The organism is Thermostilla marina (assembly GCF_054657455.1).
The window spans coordinates 3,615,179-3,636,184 of sequence record NZ_BAAHYR010000001.1; the positions used below are offsets into that span (position 1 = coordinate 3,615,179).

Consider the following 21,006-nt stretch of genomic DNA (forward strand, 5'->3'; position numbering starts at 1 on the left):
CCTGCCTCCTCACTTCGGCTCACGGCGCAGGGCGCGTAACCCCTCGACCAGTACCTGCGATGCAAAATCCTCGGCGGGTTCTTCGGCTTCGCGCCACCGCTTCCAACACCGAACGAATTCCCCCAACAGCGACGGTTCAGCCGCCGCTTCGTCGGGATCCAGCGGGGGCACGTGAACAAGCTCGTTATCGATTACTATCGCGGGCTTTTTCATCGCAGCAAGGCGATCGGTCACACCCGCGGCGAACCGATCCGTCTGCGTCATTCCGGACAGCACCACGCGCAGCAACCGCTCACCCGACGCCGTGTTTGCACCATCGGGCGAAAGCGTCGAAACGATCGCATCGGGCGTATCGTCGAGCTCGACTGTAATTCTTCGCGTCTCCCACATCGTCCCGACGACATCCGGACGTTTCGTTTCGTGCAAAACCGCACCCTCGTCCGTCGGTTCGACCAGAAGCAGCGAGGGCGCCTCGCGATCATCCCCCCACGGACTCACCAACGGTGCAGGATAAGCCGCAACGCATTCGTCGATCCGCCACGACATACGGCGATGAAAGTGCCCCAACGCCAGGTATCGGTAGCCGGCCGAAGCGACTTGTCGATGCGACACGCGAAAACACCGTTCGCCTTCGGCGATCAAGTCCGAGAAATGGTCGGTCACGGTTCCGTGCACGACAGCCACCGTCCACGCCCCCGGGGAAACCTCCGGAAACTCCAAAAGCATTCCCGGCGATGCCGCGCCGGCTTCGTAGGCCGCCGCCGCGATCGCAAGCTCGCAATCGCCTACTCGGCCTCGCCAAACGACCTCGGGCAACGCGTTGCGCACGAGGACACCCGGCCACGTTCCCCGATGATAGATGCAGTTCGAGTAGCTCAACTCGTCGTGATTGCCGGGAATCACGACGAGCGGGACTTGTCCGGCAATCCGATGGAGCGCCCGCCGAACGCGCTCCGCCACCTCGTCGGGCGGATCATGACGATGAAAGAGGTCGCCCGCGATGAGGACAAGCCCGACTCGCGATGCCTCGTCTTCGACCCAGTCAGCAATCCGTTCCAGCACGCCGTCGCGGTTCCGGCGGAACTGCTCGGCAGCATCGGGAAAGTCGGCGCACAAAGAAGCCGCCGGATTTGCCCCCAAGTGCAAATCGGCGAGATGAAGAATACGATCGCGCATTGAGCTTCTGCCCCGTTCGAGCAGGATTACCCGGGCTCAAAGTGCGGGAGAGGACCAGCGGGCATCCGCCGAGTGAACGAGCCGCCGAAAATCCGCCGTGGACCGGAACCTACTTCTTCTTCGGACGGGGCACGACCTGTGCACATCGTTTGCAACGAGTGCGTTGGGTGTTCAGTTTGGCCCCGCATTTCGGACAACGTCGCTCTTTCAGCAGTTTTTTGAAGGCCGTTCGAGGTCGGGCTCGCATGATCGACTCCGCAAACGAATAGGTTGTGTTCCCCTACCGGCGATCTCCACATCCGGCGCGCGTTTATAGTTCGCGGCCCTCGATCGGGCCTGCCGGCAAATCTACGAAAACCCCCATTCTAACGAGGGTACCGACAAATCGACAACCCCGGGGGAGCGGACTCGATACCCACCTGACCAAGCCATTTCATGACAACCCTCAAAAGGTATTACGGGCGAGCCACAAACGGAAAGTCCTCGTCCAAGGGCGACTCGGCCAATTCGACCAGAAACGTGCCCAGCCGCTCAACCAAGATTTCCATGAGCCGCTGCCCCTTTTCCGCCGATGCTCGATGCGGATTACCGGCCCCGGCATTGGTGGTCAGCAGATGCCACGGCCGCGTGATCGACACCCATCCTTGATCGACCGCTCGAAATCGCGAAGGACGTTTGGTCCCTTCGTCGGCGACAAGCGTTCCATCATCGTTCCTCGCCACCAACTCCGGCCAGTACGCCAATGCAAGCGAGGTTTCCATCTCCCCGGCATGATCATCGGGATTGTCGAAAATCTGGTCGTAGACGTCCCGAAATACCGTGTACCAATTGCACAAGAACAAGCGGGCATCGGACCGGCCGTACATTTCCCGCAAAAAGCCCTTCAGTTCGTTCCCACCGTGACTGTTCAACAAGACGATCTTCCGAATGCCTTGATATTCCAACGAGGCGACCAGGTCGGCCAACACGGCGTAAAGCGTCGTCGGATTCAGATTGAGCGAGAACGGAAACTCCCGCTGGTTGCTTTGCGTGCCGTACGGGATCGTCGGCAAGAGAATCACCTTGGCACCGCGTTCCCACGCCGCCCGGCAAATGTGCTCCCCGATGACGTTTCCCTCGAACGTATCCATGCCGTAGGGCAGATGGAGGTTGTGCGGTTCGGTTGCCCCCAAGGGCAGCACGGCAACCTCGTAATCAGTGTGTTTGACCTGCCCGTAGTTCGTTTCGGCTAACACCCACGGACGCATGGGAAACTCCTCGTTGGTTTCGGCTATATGTTCGTCGGGATGTCGGATCGCTGGAAAAGCCTGGCCGCTGGGAGGACGAACCGTCTCGGGTACGAGCATAGTCGGTCTGACGGCGGAATTCATTATCCCTCACTTTATATGATATAAGCCCCCTCTTCCGCCGGTTTGGTTCAAGGTCGCTTGCTAGTCGAACCGAACAAAATGCCCAGGAGGGACTTGACAGATTTGGCCATTTGGCAAAACAATACAAGCATTCACTACAGGTTGCGTCTCAACTACCCAGAGGCTGCCATGATCGATTCGCAGACCAAACGGCGACTCGAAGCACGCGTCAAAGTCCTCAAGGCATTGGCCCATCCGACGCGGTTGTTCATCGTGCAGGAACTGTCGCGGTGCGAAGAGAAATGCGTGTGTGAGTTGACGGAAATGATCGGGGCCGATATGTCGACCGTTTCCCGTCATCTCGCCTTGCTGAAAAACGCCAAGTTGATCGAGGACGACAAACGCGGTGCCCAGGTATTTTACCGCCTTCGGGTACGCTGCATTTTGAACTTCCTCGATTGCGTCGATAGCGTGCTGCAAGAGGATTTGAACGAACAACTCAATACACTTCAAACGTAACGGTTCCAAACGATCGCCCGGCGAACTGGTCACCGCCTTGAAGTGACCTTGTTTTTTTCACGAAATATTTGCACACTACGCCAAATCCCCAAGAGAATTCGCCATGAACAAGAAAGAACTCGGCATCCTGATCGCCCTCGTGGCCGTCTTTTGCTTCGCCTATTTTGTCGACTTCGCGTCGCCGCGCATCCAGAACGCGGTCAGCGAGGCATTCTTGATGCTTCAATGGTATGCCCGCAATCACACACTCGCGTGCGTCGTTCCGGCCATGTTCATTGCCGGGGGCATTGCCGCCTTTCTCTCGAAAGAAGCGGTACTCCGTCATCTGGGCCCCAACGCAAACAAGGTCGAGGCATACAGTGTGGCGTCCGTCTCCGGGACGGTCTTGGCGGTGTGCTCCTGCAGCGTTCTGCCGATGTTTGCCGGCATTTACCGCGTCGGGGCGGGATTGGGTCCGGCCGTCGCGTTTCTGTACGCCGGCCCGGCGATCAACGTGATGGCCATCTTCCTGACCGCCAGGGTGCTGGGCGTGCACTTGGGCGTCGCTCGCGTCATTGGGGCCATCGTCTTCGGCATCGTAATCGGCTTGATCATGGCCGTCATCTTTCGAAAAGAGGAAGAACAGCGCACCAAGGCGATCATGGCTTTGCCCGACCCGCCGCCGTCTCGCCGTGCCATGTGGCAAAACGGCGTGTTCCTGGGCGTAATGGTCCTGTTCTTGGTCTTTTCCGATTGGAGTGATCCGAGCCGCACCCTGGTCGAATTACGCCCCGATGCTACAGTCACCAAAATGGATGGTACGCCGATCGTCCTCGAAGGCGACGATCCTTTGATCGTGGCGGTCATGCTCGAAACGGCGTCGAAGTACCGATTTCAACTGGAAGAGCCGCACGGATCGCTCAACAAAGGCGTGCGATTCGACGTCGACAAATCGCAAGTAATCTCCAAGGAGCAATACACGCCCGAAGGCTACGAATGGGCCGCGTCCGTGTACCGAAATCGCTGGTACGTCGCCGGCGTCTTCTTGCTGCTGACCGTCGTTTTGGCCTTCAGTTGGTTCGACAAGGCCGAGTTGGCCCACTGGATGGGAGAAACATGGTCGTTTTCGAAGCAAATCATTCCGTTGTTGTTTATCGGCGTGCTCGCCACCGGGTTCGTCGGCGCGATCTTGCCCGAAAAGGCTGTCGGGGCGCTGGTCGGCGGCAACAGCATTACGGCCAATTTGACGGCTTCGGTCATCGGTGCGGCATGGTACTTCGCCACATTGACCGAAATTCCGATTCTCGAGGCATTGATCGGCCTGGGTATGGGACAAGGCCCCGCGTTGGCACTGCTTTTGGCCGGTCCCGCCTTATCGTTGCCGAGCATCGCGGTGATCTACAGCGTATTCGGATTCAAGAAGACGGCGACGTTCGTCGCGTTGGTCGTCGTCATGAGTGCGAGCGTGGGTATGGGGTACGGCATGATCTTCGGATGATACGATCAGCGGTCCTCGCTCGCTGTCGATCGTCACGTACACGATTCCACAAATGAGAGGAAACCCGACCATGAAACTGATTCAAATTTTGGGAACCGGATGTGCCAAGTGCGAAAAGCTGAAGGCGAACGTCGAACAAGCCGTCGCCGAATTGGGATTGGAAGCAACCGTCGAAAAAATCACCGACATCGGTGTCATCACGGGCTTCGGCGTGATGATGACGCCGGCGTTGGCCGTCGACGGGGAAGTGAAACTCGTCGGCAGCGTACCCAGCCCTGAAGAGCTCAAGAAATTGTTGGCCGAGGGCTGAGCGAAAGCCGTCGCCGCCCAGCGGTGCGGCGGATATTGCCGTCTCAACGATTTTTTACGGAAAGGACGAAGCGATGAGCGATGCCAAGACACCTTCATGCGAATGCCAAGCGGCCCCCAAGTTGATTTTCGCTTGCTCCGGTGCGGCGGACGTGGGCCGACTTGCCGATCTTGCGGCTCGTCAAATGACGGCCAAGGGAATCGGCAAGATGTTTTGTCTGGCCGGAGTCGGCGGCCGCGTCAGCGGCATCATGGAATCGACCAAGGCCGCTCAGGCCATCCTGGCGATTGACGGTTGCGATCTGGAATGCGTTCGTCACTGCCTGGAAGAAGCCGGATTCACCAAGTTTGAACACATTCGACTCGATACAATGGGATTCAAGAAAGGTGAAACCAAAGTGACCGGCGAGGCCGTCGATCGGGTCGTCGAAGAAGGTCGCAAACTGCTGGAGAATGCCTGAACGAAACCGATTTCGATCCCCAACGAGCGAGGATCATCTCATGAACGCCAAGGTTGCGTTGACTGCGGTATTGTTGTTGTTCGTCGTCGCTGCCGTCGGCGCGACGATCGTGCGGGTCGGTACGGGAAACACGGCCGAAGAGCCGGCCGTGACGGAAAACGGCCAGCCCCCCGAGGATGCGCCCGTCGACGAATCAGCGACACCCGCCGAAATGCCGAAGGATTATCTGGTCGTCTACATGTTCCACGGGAACGTCCGATGCCCGACCTGTCTGAAGATCGAAGCCACCACTAAGGAGGTGCTCGACGCGGCATTTCGTGATGAGCTGCGCGATGGACGAATCATCACAAAGGAAATCAACTACGAAGCCGAAGGCAACAAAGACTACATCACAAAATACGAAATCATCGCGCCGACGGTCGTTCTCGCTCGCGTTCGCGACGGCAAGGAAACGACCTACAAGAACCTGATGGAAGTCTGGCAGCTCGTCGGCGACCCGCAGCAGTTCCATTCCTTCATGACCGACCAAATCCAAACCATGCTCCAAAACGAAAACGGCTGACATCGACACCATTTGTCGGCTTGTCGCGGAAGACAACAATCCGGCCGTTTCTTCCATCAGGTATGGTTCTTTTGCGCGCGTTTTCTAGGAGATTCCCAATGAAGCGAATTCTCGCCATCGTATCCGGAACGGCCCTCTTTACCTTGTTTGCGACCGCGAGCGTCCTCGCGGCGCCACCGACGCCGGAAGAGCAAGCGGCCGCCTTGCAAGGCCCGCCTGCGGCCGATCGCGTAGTCGCATGTTACTTCCATCGCACGCAGCGCTGCCCGACCTGCATGCGGGTGGGCAATTCGATTGCCGATGTGCTCGTGAAGAAGTACGGGAACGAACTGAAGCAAGGCGTCATCCAATGGACGCTAATGGATTTCCAATCGCCGAAAAACGCCGGATTCACACGGTATTATCGAATCGGCAGACCGACCTTGGTCTTGATGCTGGTTCGCGACGGCAAGGTCGCCGCATGGAAGAAAGCCGACAAGGTGTGGACGCTGCTGGCCGACGAAGAGAAGTTTTCGCACTACCTCACCGACGAAATCACCCCCTACCTCGAACAACTCCAATCGGCCTCTGCTCGAACATCCGAACCGACACGGTGATTCCCCGTGCCGTCGTATGCTATAGCTGACTCCCTCACGATCGACTCTTGCGCAATTACAACGTCGGATTTTCAAGGATGCCCCGATGATCGATGTCCAATGGTTTACCGAGCAAGGTCCTGCACTGGGCGCCTTCGGTTTGGGATTGGCCACGGCACTGGCCCCCTGTCCGATGGCGACCAATGTCGCTGCAATCTCGTACATCGGCAGGCGGGTGGAAAGCAACGTGGCCGTGCTCGTCTCGGGAGTACTGTACACGCTGGGGCGCGCCGCCTGCTACATTGCGTTGGCTTTCATCTTGGCAGCCGGTTTGACATCGCTACCGGGGCTTTCGCTGGTCTTACGAAAATACGGTGATCTGCTGCTGGGGCCGGTGCTGATTTTGCTCGGCATGGTGTTGGTCGGCCTGATCAAGATCAGCCTTCCCGGCGGCGCGTCGGGCGAAAAAGCGCAAAAGATGGTCGACTCGCTCGGCATCTATGCGGCCTTCCCTTTGGGAATCGTGTTTGCCCTGGCGTTTTGTCCCACGTCGGCAGCCTATTTCGGCGGCGTCGTGGCACTCGTCGCCAATGCCGAGACGAGCCCGCTTTGGCCGTCGCTTCTATACGGGGTGGGAACGGGGTTGCCGGTTCTCCTATTTGCCTTGGTAATCGCTTTCGCCGCGCAGCAATTGGGAAAAGCATTCAATATTTTGACGAAAATCGAGCTGGCCGTTCGTTACGGTAGCGGCGTCATTTTCATTCTGATTGGGATCTACTTCGTGTTGCGTCACAACTTCGCTCTCTTCGGTTGACGCCTCGTGCGCCGAGTTGCCGCGTCGGTGGAAACCTTTCCCCTCGCGGGTTTTCTTCACCCCCACGATAAAAGCGTCTGCAACGCGACTGTTGTCGACCTTCGGCGCAGCGATACAATCGGACATGTTCCCGTTGCCTCCGGCTGCGGCGTTGGAACGCCGTGACCGGAGAATTCTATCGTCGACCGCGGGCTATACCGTCCAACGTCCGCGAATCGTATCGTCCCATGATGCACGAGGTTTCGTCCCATGTCCGACTACCGAATCGAACGCGACTCGATGGGTGAAGTTCGCTTACCCGCCCAAGCATATTACGGTGCCCAAACCCAGCGGGCAGTCGAGAATTTCCCCGTTTCCGGCCGTCGGCTTCCGCCGGCGATGATCCACGCCATGGGATTGGTGAAATGGGCGGCGGCCACGGCAAACCATCAGCTTGGACGGCTGACCGGCTCAGGAAAGAAGCCGTTGACCGAAGCTCAAGTCGACGCCTTACTGAAAGCCGCTCGCGAAGTGGCGGCGGGACATTTCGACGCCGAGTTTCCCATCGACGTTTACCAAACCGGCTCGGGCACCTCGAGCAACATGAACGTCAACGAAGTGATCGCCAACCGAGCGATCGAGCTTTCCGGCGGCGACCGCTTTTCGCCCGAGAAAGCGATTCATCCGAACGACCATGTCAACATGGGGCAAAGCACGAACGACACCTTTCCCACCGCGATTCACGTCGCCGCCGCGCAACAAATCCAACAACAGCTCATTCCGGCATTGCAGGCAGCCCACACAACCTTGGCCCAAAAGGCCGAAGAATTCGCCGATATTCTGAAAATCGGTCGCACGCATCTGGCCGATGCGACGCCGTTGTCGTTGGGGCAGGAATTCTCGGGATTCGCCCGTCAACTGGAGCTCTCCGTCGAGCGGGCGGAGCGCGCACGGAACGCTGTATTGGAATTGCCGGTAGGCGGCACGGCCGTAGGCACGGGCATCAATACCCATCCTGAGTTTGGAAAACGCGTGGCAGCCATCCTCGCCGAAGAAACCGGCATCCCGTTCCGTGAGGCCCAAAACCATTTCGAGGCCAATGCACAACGCGACGGTTTGGTCGAATGCCACGGACAACTGCGGGCAATCGCCGTCACCTTGTTCAACGTGGCCAACAATATCCGCTGGTTGGGCTCCGGACCGCGCTGCGGTTTCCACGAAATCGCGATTCCCGATCTACAACCGGGAAGCAGCATCATGCCGGGCAAGGTGAATCCGGTGATCTGCGAAAGCGTCATGCAGGCGACGGCACGGGTTATGGGGAACGATCAAACGATTGCCGTCTCGGGCGCCGCCGGCGGTCAATTCCAGTTGAACATCATGATGCCGCTCATGGCGCACGTGGTACTCGAAAGCATCGAGCTGCTCGCCAACGCGACGAAAGTCTTCGACGAGAAGTGTCTTCGCGGAATCGAAGCCGACCGTCGATCGTGCGAAGCGGCCGTCGAAAAGAGCCTGTCGCTGGTCACCAGCCTCAATCCGCTGATCGGGTACGAACAGGCCGCCGCGCTGGCAAAAGAAGCCTACAAGACGGGCAAGACGATCCGCGAATTGTGCCGTGAAAAGCAAGTCCTCCCCGAAGACCAGCTCGAAGAAGCGCTCGACCCGCGAAACATGATCCGTCCCCATTGAATCTGTGTACCGGCCTTTTGTCATCACTTCACCACGAGGCAAGACCGTGTCGGAAGCCGATTATCGCAATCTTTGCCCCGAAGCCCCCGAGGTCTTTCGCTGCCTTCGCGTCGACAAGACCGACGAGGGAAACATCTCCTGTCGTGTTACCGAATGCCGCAAGGAAGAACTACCTCCCGGCGAAGTCATCATTCGCGTCGTGTATTCCTCGGTGAATTACAAAGACGCCTTGGCGGCCTCAGGACATCCGGGAATCGTTAAATCGTTCCCGCACGTCCCGGGAGTGGACGCGGCCGGGGTCGTCGTCGACAGCGGAGCGTTCGAGTTCGTTCCGGGCGACAAGGTCCTTGTTACCGGCTTCGATATGGGGGCCGCGCGCTGGGGCGGTTTCTGCGAATACATTCGCGTACCTCAGGACTGGATCATTCTGTTGCCGCCGGGCATGCAACTGCGGGAAAGCATGACCTGGGGCACGGCGGGCTTGACGGCGGCAATGTGCGTCAACGCCCTGCGGCACAACGGCGTAATGCCCGATTTTGGCCCCATAGTCGTTTCCGGAGCCACCGGCGGCGTCGGCTCGACGGCGATTGCCATTCTGGGCAAGTTGGGATATCACGTCACCGCAGTCACCGGAAAACCCGATGCAGAAACATGGCTCAAGGAACTGGGCGCCGCCGAGGTGCTTCCGCGTGAGGCGCTTTCGTCGCCCGATGATCGCCCCATGCTTTCCGCCAAATGGGCGGGCGGTATCGATACGGTGGGGACGCATGTTCTCACCACGATATTGCGGGCCACGAAACATTCCGGATGTGTCGCCGCATGTGGCTTGGCCGGCGGTCCCGACTTGAACATGACCGTCTATCCGTTCATTTTGCGGGGCATCACTTTGGCCGGTATCGATGCCGCATTTGCACCCGATCCGCTGCGCCACGGCATGTGGCAGAAACTGGCGGAGGAATGGAAACCCGACTGCCTCGACAAGATCGTCACGCGCGAGGCAACGTTGGAGGAACTTCCCGAAGTCTTCGAGGCGATGCTCGCCGGCCGGATCCGCGGGCGCACGCTCGTGCGCATCGGCGAAGGACCGGCCGACAATTGAGAAGCCGCACGCGGCTGTGGGATATTCTCGACACGGGTGCACGCGGCAACTACAATCCACCGCGACGCGGTCGCTGCCGCGCAGTCTTCGACGCGAAACCACCATTCGTTCAAGAGGTCAAACGATGTACGCGGCTCTCTTGCATTTGGACGTCAGTCGGCGATTTCCCTTACGTCCGGCAATTTTGATTCTTGTCGCTTCTTTCGTTGCCGCTGCGTCAGCCGACAACGTATCGGCGGAAGAATGGGTTCGCTTCCGCGGACCGAACGGGCAGGGAATTTGCGACGATGTCGACTTGCCCGCCACGTGGACGGCCTCGGATTACCGATGGCAGATCGACCTGCCCGGTCAAGGACACGGCTCGCCTGTGGTGTACGAAGGTCGAGTGTACGTGTCGTCGGCCGATCCCGACGACGGCCGTCAGTTCTTGGAATGTTACCGTCTGACCGACGGAAAACGTCTGTGGCAGCGAATTCTGCCGGGTGCGGTTTACCACGTCCACGATTTCAATAGTCTGGCGTCATCGACGCCGGCGGTCGATGATCAACACGTGTATTACTCGTGGGCGACGCCGGAACACCTGCGGCTGAAAGCCGTCGATCGCCTCACCGGCGACGACGTATGGGAAGTCGACTTGGGACCGTATGTCTCGCAGCACGGTTACGGTCAGTCGCCGATGTTGTTCGAAGATTTGGTCATCCTCCCGAATGAACAGGACGGCACGAGCTTCATCGTTGCTTGTGACCGCGAAACCGGCGAAATTCGGTGGAAGACGCCTCGTGAAAGTCTCAAGGCTGCGTACGCGACTCCCTGCATATATCGCCCGGCCGAGGGCGATCCGCAACTGATCTGCGCGAGCTGGGCCCACGGGGTGTACGCCTTGGCCCCGCGAACGGGAAACGTCTTGTGGGAGCTGCCCGTTTTCAAGTTTCGCGTCGTATCGTCACCGGTACTGGCGGGCGATTTGGTCTTCCAGAATACCGGCGTGGGCGGAACGGGCCGGCAATTGGTGGGCGTGCGGATTCCCGCGTCCAAAGACGCCGAACCGGAACTCGTCTACGATCTGAAAGGCTCGCTCCCGAACGTTCCCACGCTGCTGGCCAAAGACGGCTTGTTGTATATTTTCGCCGATAACGGCATTGCCACGTGCTTCGACATCGAAAAGGGCACGATCGTTTGGCGAGAACGGTTGGATGCCGAATTCTTTTCGTCGCCGATTTGTGTCCACGGCAAGATCTACATCATGTCGCGCGGCGGTGAAATGGTCGTTTTGGCCGAGGGACGTGAGTTTCTTGAACTGGGCCGTGTGGATTTGGGCGAGGGCGGCAACAGCACGCCTGCGGTCGCCGAAGGTGTCATGGTCGTCCGAACCCTTTCGCACATGATGCTGCTGCCCGGCAAACCACTCACATCCCCCGACACGCTGTGACACAAATTTACGCCCAAAAACTTGCTCACCAAACGCAGGGCTGCTACAACAAGGCACAAACAGTGCTTTCCCTTCGCCAATCTTCGGGGCACAGGAGTTCCCGACATGCATCCCATTTTGCAACAGTACAACGTGTTCTTGGTCAAAGAACATGTGGGCATGTTCAAGGCGGCCAGCAACTACGACATCTACGATCCGGCCACCGGAAACAAGCTGCTTGAATGCCGCGAAGAAAACCTCGGTTTTTTCACGAAGCTGTTGCGGTTCACCGATTACAAACGAATGACGCCGTTCAATTCGGTAGTGCGCGACGCCGCCGGGAACCAAGTCATCCGAGTACACCGCGGTGTGACGTTGTTTCTCTCGAAAGTGACTGTTCGAGACGAGCACGATAACATCATCGGCGGGTTCAAGCAAAAATTCTTTTCCATCGGCGGTGCATTTCGGGTACTCGACGCGAACGATCAAGAAGTGTGCTCCCTCAAGGGGAAATGGACAGGCTGGGATTTCAAATTCGAATATCAAGGAACCGAACTTGCCCACGTGACCAAAAAGTGGGCCGGCTTAGGAAAAGAACTGTTTACCTCGGCCGACAACTACGTGCTTCAGATTTCCGAAGCGGTCCCGCCGGATAATCCTGTTCGGCAATTGATCCTCGGGGCTGTCTTGTGCATCGACTTGGTGCTCAAGGAGTAGCAACCGCGTTCACGACCCTCGTGAAGTCAGGGCCGCGTCTTGCAGGCGCGGCCTTTCGTGTTCCAAGGCGATGGCGAATGGCCCCATCGGCCGACTTTCTTGTCGCATGGTGGCGACCAGAACAGCGGGCAAGTAAGATCGACGATTAGTGGTTTCCCCCTGCGTCATTCGTTTCCCCGTCACAAGGAGCCAATCGTGACTTCCCGCCTTCACACGAAACACCTCGTATCGGCACTATGCGGTCTTCTCGTCGTGCTGGTCGGGCTTTCGCGAGCATCGGCCGACGATCGCCCGAATATCCTGTTTGCCATTGCCGACGATTGGGCTTGGCCTCATGCAGGGGTGTACGGCGATCCGGTCGTAAAGACACCGACGTTCGATCGCATCGCCAAAGAAGGTGTGTTGTTTACACGGGCGCACACTGCCGCCCCCACGTGCACGGCATCGCGAGGTAGTATCCTCACAGGCCAAGCAATTTGGCGTCTGGAAGACGGCGGCAATTTGTGGAGCCGCTTGCCCGCCAAGTTTCGCGTGTATCCTGACGAGCTGGAAAAAGCCGGATATGTCGTCGGTCTTACCCGCAAAGGTTGGGGACCGGGTACGCTCGAGGGCACAGGCCGCGTCCGCAATCCGGCCGGTCCGTCGTTCCGCAGCTTCGACGAGTTCTTCAAGACGGTACCCGCCGACAAGCCGTTTTGTTTTTGGTTCGGGGGCTTTGATCCGCACCGTCCTTACGCGAAAGGCAGCGGCCGAGAGGCGGGAATCGACCCCGCCAAAATCCGCGTCCCGGGATTCTTGCCCGATACGCCGACGGTCCGCAGCGACATTGCCGACTACTACTTCGAGGTTCAACGTTTCGACCAAGAGGTCGGTCACATCCTCGACGTGCTCGCACAAGCCGGGCGACTCGACAATACGCTGGTCATCATGACCGGCGACAACGGAATGCCGTTTCCGCGTGCGAAGGCCAATTGCTACGACTCAGGCACTCATGCCCCGCTGGCAGTATGTTGGAAAGCCAAGGTACCCGGCGGACGAATCGTCGACGACTTCGTCAGTCTCACCGATGTTGCACCAACGTTGATGGAAGCTGCCAGTCTGGCCCCGCTCCCCGAGATGACCGGCCGCAGCTTCTTGAATGTTTTGCTCTCCGACAAATCGGGACGCGTCGATCCGGAACGCGATCATTTGTTCACCGCCCGCGAACGGCACACGTGCTGCCGTCCGAACGACGCCAGTTACCCGATCCGCACGATCTTTACCGAACGGTACCATCTGATTTGGAATTTGCGGCCCGACTTGTGGCCGGCGGGCAATCCTCCGGAAGAATCGGCCGGCCGGGACTTCGGCGACATCGACGGGTCGCCCACATTTACCGAAATGTTCCAACGCCGTGACGACCCGGCAATTCGCCCGTTCTTCCTGGCGGCCACTGCCAAACGCCCCGAGTTCGAGTTGTACGACTTGCAAACAGATCCCGACGAAATGCACAATTTAGCCGGACTGCCTGAGTACGCCCACATCCAACGCGACCTGACACAACGTCTCAAGGCATTCATGGAAGCGACCGGCGACCCGCGGGCCAAGGGCGAAACCGATTTCTGGGATCGAATTCCCTACGTCGGTCGGCGGCCAAAATGAAGCCGCACTTACGAAGCGGCAACGCGTCGGACTGAAATTTCCTGCATTCATTTTCCATTCTCAAAGGAGATTCCCCATGAAGCGCATGTCTTGCTTGATCATCGCTTTCGCAGTCGGAATACTGCTTGTCAACCTTGGTACCGACGCCCGCGGCGAGGACAACGTTCCCCCGCCGGGGTTCAAGGCATTATTCAACGGCAAAGACCTGACCGGGTGGAAGGGGCTTGTCGGCAATCCGGTCACGCGGGCGAAGATGTCGCCGGAAGAACTCGCCGAAGCGCAGAAACAAGCGAACGCCCGGGCCCGGGAACACTGGAAGGTCGTCGATGGTGTCCTCGTGTTCGACGGCAAGGGCCAGAATCTGTGCACCGAAAAAGATTACGGCGACTTCGAGTTGCTGGTCGATTGGAAAATCTTGCCCCACGGCGACAGCGGCATCTACTTGCGAGGTAGTCCGCAGGTTCAAATCTGGGACCTGAACGATCACCCCGAGGGATCGGGCGGGCTGTACAACAACAAGAAGAATCCGAGCAAGCCGCTGGTGTGTGCCGATAATCCCGTCGGCGAGTGGAACACGTTCCGGATCCGGATGGTCGGTGATCGCGTGACGGTGTGGCTCAACGACACGCTCGTCGTCGACAACGTCGTGATGGAAAACTACTGGGAACGGGATAAGCCCATCTATTCGACCGGACCGATCGAACTGCAAAACCACGGTAACACGCTTTACTTCAAGAACATTTTCATTCGAGAAATTCCGCGGGAAACCAAGTAGCGAGTGCAACTTTTCCCCACGAATCGACATCATGAGAGAGGCAGAATGAACCGACGACAACTTTTGATGCTCGCTGCTGCAACAATCGTGTTGCTGTGCGGCAGCCCGACACGCGCGGCGGATCCCGAAGACCTCCACGCTCCCGAAGCGGCGGAAGACGCTCCGTACTTACCGCCGCTTCCGCCGGGCAAGAAGTGGAAACTGATCTGGTCCGACGAATTCGACGGCACCGAAATCGATCGAGCAAAGTGGAAACTGTACGGCGACGGCCCTCGCAAGGGCGGCTTCTGGATGAATGAAGATTGTTATCTCGACGGCGAAGGCCATCTCGTCATTCGAACAAAGAAGGACGGCGACCGATACACGTCGGGGGCCATGGGCACCGACGACAGTTTTCAGCATCGGTATGGATACTGGGTTTGCCGCTGCACGCATCCGAAGGAACAGGGCATGTGGGCGGCATTCTGGCTCCAGTCGCCTCAGGTCGGACGCATCGGTGATGACGGTCGCGACGGAACGGAAATCGACGTCATCGAAATGCCCTATCGCGACGGCACCTTGACCAGCAACCTTCATTGGGACGGCTACGGCAAGGAACACAAACACGACGGCATCAAGTTCAAGATGCCCGAGGCCCTCAAGGGCTATCACACATACGGAGTATGGTGGAAACCCGACGAGTATGTGTTCGACGTCGACGGGAAGGTAACGTGGCGAACGAACGCGGGCGGCGTGTCTCAGTCGCCGGAATACATCAAACTTTCGGTTGAGATCGGTCCTTGGGCCGGTGACATCACGAAAGCTCGTTTGCCGGAAACATGGTACGTCGATTACGTCCGCGTGTACGAAATCGTAGACGAATAATCCATTCCGGTCGCCCGAAACTGCAGCCGTGAACGACACGAGCCCGAGACCCGCATCGTGAGTCTCGGGCTCGATTTCGTTCAACTGACGACGGCTCTCAAGCCGAACGTCTCAGCGAGGCATCCCCCGCGAACTCAGCCTTCTTCGCCGGCCCGCAGCTTCGCCAGCACGCTGTAGTCTTCCAGCGTCGTCGTGTCGCCGACGGTTTCTCGCCCGGCGGCAATGTCGCGAAGGAGTCGCCGCATGATCTTACCGCTTCGCGTCTTCGGCAGGGCCGTCGTGAACCGAATGTCGTCGGGCTGGGCCAACGGTCCGATTTCCTTACGGACATGTTGCCGCAATTCCTGTCGCAGCTCGTCACTGGGGCTGTAGCCGTCGGCCAGGGTTACGAACACGGCAACGGCTTCTCCCTTGACCTCGTGCGGACGTCCGACGGCGGCGGCCTCTGCCACAGCCGGATGACTCACCACGGCACTTTCGATCTCGATCGTGCTCAAGCGGTGGCCGGAGACGTTCAACACGTCGTCGATGCGGCCCATGATCCAGTAATAGCCGTCCTCGTCGCAGCGGGCATTGTCGCCGGCGAGGTACTTGTGCGGCACGTCGGACCAGTACTGCTTCTTGTACCGCTCCGGGTCGCCCCAGATGCCTCGCAACATGCTCGGCCAGGGCTTGGTGATCACCAGCCAACCGCCTTTCCCTTGCGGTACGGGGTTACCCGACTCATCGACGATCTCGGGCACGATGCCGGGCAGCGGCTTGGTGGCGCTACCGGGTTTCGTCGGGATCGCACCGGGCAAGGGTGAAATCATAATGCCGCCGGTTTCCGTTTGCCACCACGTATCGACGATGGGGCACTTACCGCCGCCGATCTTCTCGTGATACCACATCCAGGCCTCGGGGTTGATCCCTTCGCCCACCGTTCCCAGCAACCGCAACGTCGACAGATCGTGTTTTTCGACGTGCTCATCGCCCCATTTGATGAACGTGCGGATCGCCGTCGGAGCGGTGTACAGGATCGTCACGCCGTAGCGCTCGACGATATCCCACCAGCGGTCTTCGGCGGGCCAATTGGGCGCTCCCTCGTACATCAAAGACGTCGCACCGGCGGCCAGCGGACCGTAGACGATGTAGCTGTGTCCGGTGATCCAGCCGATGTCGGCGGTACACCAGTAGACGTCCTCGTCCCGGATATCGAAGACCCATTCGGTCGTCTTCTTCGTGTACAGGTTGTAGCCGGCGGTCGTGTGGAGCACGCCCTTCGGCTTTCCGGTCGAACCGCTGGTGTACAAGATGAACAGCGGAGTCTCACTGTCGAGCGGTTCTGCCGGACAATCGGCCGACGCGTTTTCCATCAGCTCGTGCCACCAGAAGTCCCGGCCTTCCTTCCACTCGACGTTACCGCCTGTTCGCTTGAGAACGATGCACTTTTCGACCGTCGGCGATTTTTCCAACGCGGCGTCGACATTGGCCTTCAGGGGCAATTCCTTCCCGCGACGCCAACCGCCGTCGGCGGTGATCGTGAGTTTCGCCTTGGCGTCGTTGTTCCGCTCGGCGATCGCTTCGGCCGAAAATCCACCGAAGACGACCGTGTGAATCGCGCCGATACGGGCGCACGCCAACATGGCAATTGCCAACTCGGGCACCATGGGCATGTACATCGAGACGACGTCGCCCTTGCCGATGCCCAGACTCTTCAACACGTTGGCGAACTTGCAGACCTCGCGGTGCAGTGTCTGATACGTGTAGATGCGAGTGTCTCCCGGTTCGCCCTCCCAGATGATCGCGGCCTTGTTCTGTCGCGGCGTTCCCAGGTGGATGTCGAGACAGTTGTACGAAATATTCGTCTGTCCACCGACGAACCACTTTGCGAAAGGCTCTTCCCACTCCAAGACGCGGTCATACGGCTTGAACCAATGGAGCTCCTGCGCCAGCTCTCCCCAGAAACCTTCCGGATCGTCTTTCGCCCGCTGCCACATCTGCTCGTACTGTTCCATCGAACTGATGCGGGCCTTGGCAACGAATTCCGGAGGCGGCGGAAACTTCCGCTCTTCCTTCATTACATTGTCGATTCCGGAGCCCTGTTCTGCCATCGAAGTACCTCCCTCAAGCTGTGAAAAATGGTGCGGCTAATTATTCGGAGATTTTCCTTCCCCCGATTAATCCGCGCATTGTAGGGAGGCGTGGTAGGGGTGTCAACAAATGGCCCCGGCCCCGTCGAGACCGCTGCGCCGAAGCTCGAACCGAGTTCGTTTATTCCGCTCGGCGGCAAGACGATTGCCACCCGGCGCGGGCAATCCAACCTCGCTTTCGGCGACCGAACGACCGCTCTCTCAGCCTTTCAATGCCTTTGCCCATTCGCCTGAATCGACCAAGTGCACCAACTGTGGCAGTATTGCGCGGGCGGCACCGGCCCGATGGCTCAGTGCGCTTTTCACGACCAGCCCCAACTCGGCCATCGTCTTCCGGTACTCGGGAATCTCGAACAAGGGATCGTAGCCGAAACCGGCGTTTCCTCGCGGCTCAAAGACGATCCGGCCGCGACATCTCCCCTCCGATTCGGCTCGCACCTCACCGTGAGGATCGGCCAACACCATGTGACACACAAATTGCGCCGTTCGTTTTTCCAATGGTAGACTGCCCAGTTCCTCCAAAAGCATTCGGTTGTTCGCCGAATCGTCACCGTGTGTTCCTGCGTATCGAGCCGACAACACTCCAGGCTCACCGTCCAACGCATCGACCATCAATCCGCTGTCTTCGGCAAGCACCCACGCGTTCAAATGGCGGGCTTGCTCGCACGCTTTCAACCGGGCGTTTTCGGCGAAAGTGGCTCCGTTTTCCTCGACCTCAATCGCCTCGGGGACTTCCGACAACGATTTCCAGTCGACACCGACAAACGCGAACAAGTCGCGCAGTTCGATGACTTTTTTGGCGTTCCCCGTTCCCAAAATTCCTTCGAGTCGTGCCATTCCTTCCTCGCGATGCAGATTTTGCAGCTTACCCGGATCGGTGGGACTATTTCCTGTGCGTGGGGATGGTGTCGAGTGTAGGTCATCGGGGACATGCCGACAACTGGCCGGCCGACGAGGTTTCCGCCTTGTGAACAATACGTTTTTCAGGGTACAAGTAAGTTTTCTCCTTGCATTTCCTCGGTATCCCAATTTGACCAAAGCGGCACCCCGTGTGCCGAAACGATATGGGTCGTGCGCTTACCGCAAAATCGTTTGCGTCCGATGGTGCCGTTTCATGGCGGCATCGTTTGCGGTTTGTCCTGCGCCGACGATGGTTGGAAACCATGTTGGTGTTTCTCATTTTCGCGCTTCAGGGGGCTTGGCCCGTCCCCGATGTCAATGAACCCTACTATCTGGGTAAAGCGGCCCATTACTGGAACCCCAATTGGGCGGCTCGCGACGACTTCCTTCAATCGCGAGACGCGCATCTCGTGTTCTATTTCACGTTTGGTTGGTTGACGGCCGCCGGATTGCCGCTGCCCGCATTCGCTTGGATAGGTCGCGTAATCACGTGGTGGCTGCTGGCATGGGGATGGTGTCGCTTGAGCCGGGCCGTCATTCCCAAACCCGGCGCGGCGGTATTCTCCGGAGCCCTATTCGCTTGTTGCCTCGATTGGGGCCCGATGGCCGGAGAATGGGTCATCGGCGGCGTCGAGGCAAAATGCGTAGCCTATGCATTGGTCTTTGCGGGTCTTGCCGAATTGCACGCCGGACGTTGGAATCGCGTATGGCTGTGGCTCGGCGCGGCCTCGGCGTTTCATGTGCTCGTCGGAGGCTGGTCGGTCATCGCGGCGTTATTTGCGTGGCTGGTAATGCCACGTGAACGCCCACCGCTGAAATCGCTGGTTCCTTGGCTGTTGCTGGGAGGAACGCTTTCGTTGCCGGGGCTGCTGCCCTCGCTGGCACTCACCCGCGGCGTCGATCCCGAAACCGTCCATCTCGCGAACCGTATTTACACCTACGGCCGTTTGGCCCACCACTTGGTGCCCGGTGCCTTTCCTTGGAACCTGGTCGTCTGCTTCTTGGCGATGACGGCATTTTGGGCAACCATGGAGTTGTATCTTCGCGGGCACCGTCACGCGCCGGGCATTCGCGGGTTCGTGCTCGGCGCGGTCCTCATTGCCACGATGGGTGGGGTGATCAGCTTGGCGATTCCATGGGCGCCCGACCGGTGCGCGGCGCTGTTGCGCTATTACTGGTTCCGCCTGGCCGACACGGCCGTTCCGTTGGGAACGGCGCTGGCCGCCTGCACAATTGTCTTCCGCTACCGATTGTCTGGAAGAAGGGACCGCGTTTTCCGAGGCGTTCTGACGGTCGTGGTTCTGCTGCATATCGGCATGTACGCAGTGTTGCGTCCGATTCCGACCGTTCCTCGGGCCGAGACCGCCTCGCCGTATCTTCTCGACGCCCAAACACGGGCACGACTCACCTACCGCTACGTCATGTGGCGCCGGATGTGCAATTGGGTAGCCGACCCCAAGAACACGCCGGCAGACGCCCGCTTTCTCACACCTCGGATGGCTACGACCTTCAAATGGTACACCGGTCGCAGTGAGGTTGCGAACTGGAAGGAGATCCCGCAGGATGCCGAATCGGTCGTCGCTTGGTGGCACAAGCTACGCGACATATATGCGGTCGAAGATCCCGTCTACGGTTTGCGTTGGTGCAGCAGCCTTTCGGAATTGGGCGAAGAACGCCTCATCGAGCTCTGCCGTCGATATGACTGCGATTACATCGTGACGACGCGGTATCAGCCGCTCGACTTGGAAGCGGTCTTCTTTGAACGGGGAAATCCGTATATCGTGTACCTTCCTCGCCGAACAGCCGTCCCGCGTCGCGGCGGCCGACCTCCCGTGCCTTGGGGTCCGGAGTTTCCCTGATGCATTACCCACGCAACGACGAATCCGATTTGCAGGCAGCCTCCGATCGCACCGTCGGGTGGTGCGAGGACGTGTCTGCCGATACGTTGCGGCATCTCTTGCGGACTCGTCTTTCCGGCCCGCTTCCCGGTCCGATGGTCGGTAGCAAATACGAGCCCTTCCCCACGTTGGGACGACATTACGGCGCCGCGCCGCAGGGTGCCCGCGCTGCGGCCGTGTTGATCCTGCTCTATCCTCACGCCGGGCGATGGTGGCTTCCGCTTACCGTTCGGAGCGCATCCCTGCCCGATCACCCCGGGCAGATATCTTTGCCCGGTGGTGCAATGGAATCCGAGGAATCACCGGAAACAGCCGCCGGCCGCGAATTCTGCGAAGAATTGGGACCGCTCACGCGGGCTGTTCATGTAGGACGGTTGTCGCCCATTTACGTCGACGCAAGCAATTTCCGGGTGTTTCCTTGTGTGGCGGTAGCCGACACACGGCCCGCTTTGATTCCCAATCCATCGGAAGTGGCCGAAGTGCTCGAAGTTCCCGTCGGTCATCTGGTCGACGAAAAGTGCCTCTCTTGTCATCGCCGAACCTATCACGGCCGCGAATACCGAGCGCCCCATTTCCAGTGGCAAAATCACCGCATCTGGGGGGCCACGTGCATGATCCTGGGAGAGATGATCACCGTACTTCGAGACCTGCAAGTGTAA

Annotated in this window: 20 protein-coding genes; 16 read left to right on the plus strand and 4 right to left on the minus strand. The window is 58.9% G+C overall.

Features of this window, described 5'->3' with window-relative positions:
• Window positions 1-9: 9 nt before the first annotated feature.
• Together ACYQ2I_RS13180 and ACYQ2I_RS13185 are read right to left on the minus strand one after the other, a co-directional pair.
• Window positions 10-1,176 (minus strand): metallophosphoesterase family protein, encoded by a 1,167-nt coding sequence (locus tag ACYQ2I_RS13180; RefSeq protein ID WP_460167484.1) that lies wholly within the window; start codon window positions 1,174-1,176, stop codon window positions 10-12.
• Window positions 1,177-1,631: 455 nt separating this feature from the next.
• Window positions 1,632-2,423 carry a creatininase family protein gene (locus ACYQ2I_RS13185; RefSeq protein ID WP_460167485.1) on the minus strand — a complete coding sequence of 264 codons (792 nt, stop codon included), beginning with the start codon at window positions 2,421-2,423 and terminating at the stop codon, window positions 1,632-1,634.
• A 291-nt stretch (window positions 2,424-2,714) separates the two neighbouring features.
• On the opposite strand from ACYQ2I_RS13185, the gene ACYQ2I_RS13190 reads away from it, so the two are divergent.
• From ACYQ2I_RS13190 to ACYQ2I_RS13255, 14 genes are all read left to right on the plus strand, one after another.
• Window positions 2,715-3,044: an ArsR/SmtB family transcription factor gene (locus ACYQ2I_RS13190; RefSeq protein ID WP_460167486.1), complete on the plus strand. Its 330-nt coding sequence runs from the start codon at window positions 2,715-2,717 to the stop codon at window positions 3,042-3,044.
• Between the two features lie 103 nt (window positions 3,045-3,147).
• On the plus strand, window positions 3,148-4,521 hold the full coding sequence (locus ACYQ2I_RS13195; RefSeq protein ID WP_460167487.1) for a permease: 1,374 nt from the start codon (window positions 3,148-3,150) through the stop codon (window positions 4,519-4,521).
• Window positions 4,522-4,591: 70 nt separating this feature from the next.
• Window positions 4,592-4,831, plus strand: coding sequence for a thioredoxin family protein (locus ACYQ2I_RS13200; RefSeq protein ID WP_460167488.1), 240 nt, complete (start codon window positions 4,592-4,594; stop codon window positions 4,829-4,831).
• Window positions 4,832-4,904: 73 nt separating this feature from the next.
• On the plus strand, window positions 4,905-5,291 hold the full coding sequence (locus ACYQ2I_RS13205) for a putative zinc-binding protein (protein WP_460167489.1): 387 nt from the start codon (window positions 4,905-4,907) through the stop codon (window positions 5,289-5,291).
• Between the two features lie 40 nt (window positions 5,292-5,331).
• On the plus strand, window positions 5,332-5,853 hold the full coding sequence (locus ACYQ2I_RS13210) for a nitrophenyl compound nitroreductase subunit ArsF family protein (RefSeq protein ID WP_460167490.1): 522 nt from the start codon (window positions 5,332-5,334) through the stop codon (window positions 5,851-5,853).
• A 98-nt stretch (window positions 5,854-5,951) separates the two neighbouring features.
• Window positions 5,952-6,449: a nitrophenyl compound nitroreductase subunit ArsF family protein gene (locus ACYQ2I_RS13215; RefSeq protein WP_460167491.1), complete on the plus strand. Its 498-nt coding sequence runs from the start codon at window positions 5,952-5,954 to the stop codon at window positions 6,447-6,449.
• 85 nt (window positions 6,450-6,534) lie between these two features.
• Window positions 6,535-7,242, plus strand: a complete 708-nt coding sequence (locus tag ACYQ2I_RS13220; RefSeq protein ID WP_460167492.1) for an aromatic aminobenezylarsenical efflux permease ArsG family transporter — start codon at window positions 6,535-6,537, stop codon at window positions 7,240-7,242.
• 249 nt (window positions 7,243-7,491) lie between these two features.
• Entirely contained in the window at window positions 7,492-8,913 is a 1,422-nt protein-coding gene (locus ACYQ2I_RS13225) for a class II fumarate hydratase (protein WP_460167493.1), read from the plus strand.
• A gap of 46 nt (window positions 8,914-8,959) precedes the next feature.
• A complete protein-coding gene (locus tag ACYQ2I_RS13230; protein WP_460167494.1) occupies window positions 8,960-10,012 on the plus strand; it encodes a YhdH/YhfP family quinone oxidoreductase in 1,053 nt (350 codons plus the stop codon).
• A gap of 124 nt (window positions 10,013-10,136) precedes the next feature.
• Complete coding sequence (locus ACYQ2I_RS13235; protein ID WP_460167495.1) at window positions 10,137-11,441, plus strand: outer membrane protein assembly factor BamB family protein; 1,305 nt, start codon at window positions 10,137-10,139, stop codon at window positions 11,439-11,441.
• A 105-nt stretch (window positions 11,442-11,546) separates the two neighbouring features.
• Window positions 11,547-12,137, plus strand: a complete 591-nt coding sequence (locus ACYQ2I_RS13240) for an LURP-one-related family protein (RefSeq protein WP_460167496.1) — start codon at window positions 11,547-11,549, stop codon at window positions 12,135-12,137.
• Between the two features lie 195 nt (window positions 12,138-12,332).
• A complete protein-coding gene (locus tag ACYQ2I_RS13245) occupies window positions 12,333-13,778 on the plus strand; it encodes a sulfatase family protein (RefSeq protein WP_460167497.1) in 1,446 nt (481 codons plus the stop codon).
• A 76-nt stretch (window positions 13,779-13,854) separates the two neighbouring features.
• Window positions 13,855-14,553, plus strand: coding sequence for a 3-keto-disaccharide hydrolase (locus tag ACYQ2I_RS13250; RefSeq protein WP_460167498.1), 699 nt, complete (start codon window positions 13,855-13,857; stop codon window positions 14,551-14,553).
• 45 nt (window positions 14,554-14,598) lie between these two features.
• Complete coding sequence (locus ACYQ2I_RS13255; RefSeq protein WP_460167499.1) at window positions 14,599-15,417, plus strand: glycoside hydrolase family 16 protein; 819 nt, start codon at window positions 14,599-14,601, stop codon at window positions 15,415-15,417.
• Window positions 15,418-15,551: 134 nt separating this feature from the next.
• On the opposite strand, the gene acs is transcribed toward ACYQ2I_RS13255, so the two are convergent.
• Window positions 15,552-17,510: an acetate--CoA ligase gene (acs, locus tag ACYQ2I_RS13260; protein ID WP_460167500.1), complete on the minus strand. Its 1,959-nt coding sequence runs from the start codon at window positions 17,508-17,510 to the stop codon at window positions 15,552-15,554.
• A 240-nt stretch (window positions 17,511-17,750) separates the two neighbouring features.
• Window positions 17,751-18,386 carry an RdgB/HAM1 family non-canonical purine NTP pyrophosphatase gene (gene rdgB, locus ACYQ2I_RS13265; protein ID WP_460167501.1) on the minus strand — a complete coding sequence of 212 codons (636 nt, stop codon included), beginning with the start codon at window positions 18,384-18,386 and terminating at the stop codon, window positions 17,751-17,753.
• A 326-nt stretch (window positions 18,387-18,712) separates the two neighbouring features.
• Between rdgB and ACYQ2I_RS13270 the strand changes: the two genes are divergently transcribed.
• Window positions 18,713-20,308 carry a DUF6798 domain-containing protein gene (locus ACYQ2I_RS13270; RefSeq protein ID WP_460167502.1) on the plus strand — a complete coding sequence of 532 codons (1,596 nt, stop codon included), beginning with the start codon at window positions 18,713-18,715 and terminating at the stop codon, window positions 20,306-20,308.
• Window positions 20,308-21,006, plus strand: coding sequence for an NUDIX hydrolase (locus tag ACYQ2I_RS13275; RefSeq protein WP_460167503.1), 699 nt, complete (start codon window positions 20,308-20,310; stop codon window positions 21,004-21,006). Before ACYQ2I_RS13270 ends, ACYQ2I_RS13275 begins: the two co-directional genes overlap by 1 nt.

Bases quoted from the DNA above. Each gene is read 5' to 3' on its own strand.
- ACYQ2I_RS13180 (WP_460167484.1), bottom strand. From the start codon at position 1,176: ATGCGCGATCGTATTCTTCATCTCGCCGATTTGCACTTGGGGGCAAAT.
- ACYQ2I_RS13185 (WP_460167485.1), bottom strand. From the start codon at position 2,423: ATGCGTCCGTGGGTGTTAGCCGAAACGAACTACGGGCAGGTCAAACAC.
- ACYQ2I_RS13190 (WP_460167486.1), top strand. From the start codon at position 2,715: ATGATCGATTCGCAGACCAAACGGCGACTCGAAGCACGCGTCAAAGTC.
- ACYQ2I_RS13195 (WP_460167487.1), top strand. From the start codon at position 3,148: ATGAACAAGAAAGAACTCGGCATCCTGATCGCCCTCGTGGCCGTCTTT.
- ACYQ2I_RS13200 (WP_460167488.1), top strand. From the start codon at position 4,592: ATGAAACTGATTCAAATTTTGGGAACCGGATGTGCCAAGTGCGAAAAG.
- ACYQ2I_RS13205 (WP_460167489.1), top strand. From the start codon at position 4,905: ATGAGCGATGCCAAGACACCTTCATGCGAATGCCAAGCGGCCCCCAAG.
- ACYQ2I_RS13210 (WP_460167490.1), top strand. From the start codon at position 5,332: ATGAACGCCAAGGTTGCGTTGACTGCGGTATTGTTGTTGTTCGTCGTC.
- ACYQ2I_RS13215 (WP_460167491.1), top strand. From the start codon at position 5,952: ATGAAGCGAATTCTCGCCATCGTATCCGGAACGGCCCTCTTTACCTTG.
- ACYQ2I_RS13220 (WP_460167492.1), top strand. From the start codon at position 6,535: ATGATCGATGTCCAATGGTTTACCGAGCAAGGTCCTGCACTGGGCGCC.
- ACYQ2I_RS13225 (WP_460167493.1), top strand. From the start codon at position 7,492: ATGTCCGACTACCGAATCGAACGCGACTCGATGGGTGAAGTTCGCTTA.
- ACYQ2I_RS13235 (WP_460167495.1), top strand. From the start codon at position 10,137: ATGTACGCGGCTCTCTTGCATTTGGACGTCAGTCGGCGATTTCCCTTA.
- ACYQ2I_RS13240 (WP_460167496.1), top strand. From the start codon at position 11,547: ATGCATCCCATTTTGCAACAGTACAACGTGTTCTTGGTCAAAGAACAT.
- ACYQ2I_RS13250 (WP_460167498.1), top strand. From the start codon at position 13,855: ATGAAGCGCATGTCTTGCTTGATCATCGCTTTCGCAGTCGGAATACTG.
- ACYQ2I_RS13255 (WP_460167499.1), top strand. From the start codon at position 14,599: ATGAACCGACGACAACTTTTGATGCTCGCTGCTGCAACAATCGTGTTG.
- acs (WP_460167500.1), bottom strand. From the start codon at position 17,510: ATGGCAGAACAGGGCTCCGGAATCGACAATGTAATGAAGGAAGAGCGG.
- rdgB (WP_460167501.1), bottom strand. From the start codon at position 18,386: ATGGCACGACTCGAAGGAATTTTGGGAACGGGGAACGCCAAAAAAGTC.
- ACYQ2I_RS13270 (WP_460167502.1), top strand. From the start codon at position 18,713: ATGTTGGTGTTTCTCATTTTCGCGCTTCAGGGGGCTTGGCCCGTCCCC.
- ACYQ2I_RS13275 (WP_460167503.1), top strand. From the start codon at position 20,308: ATGCATTACCCACGCAACGACGAATCCGATTTGCAGGCAGCCTCCGAT.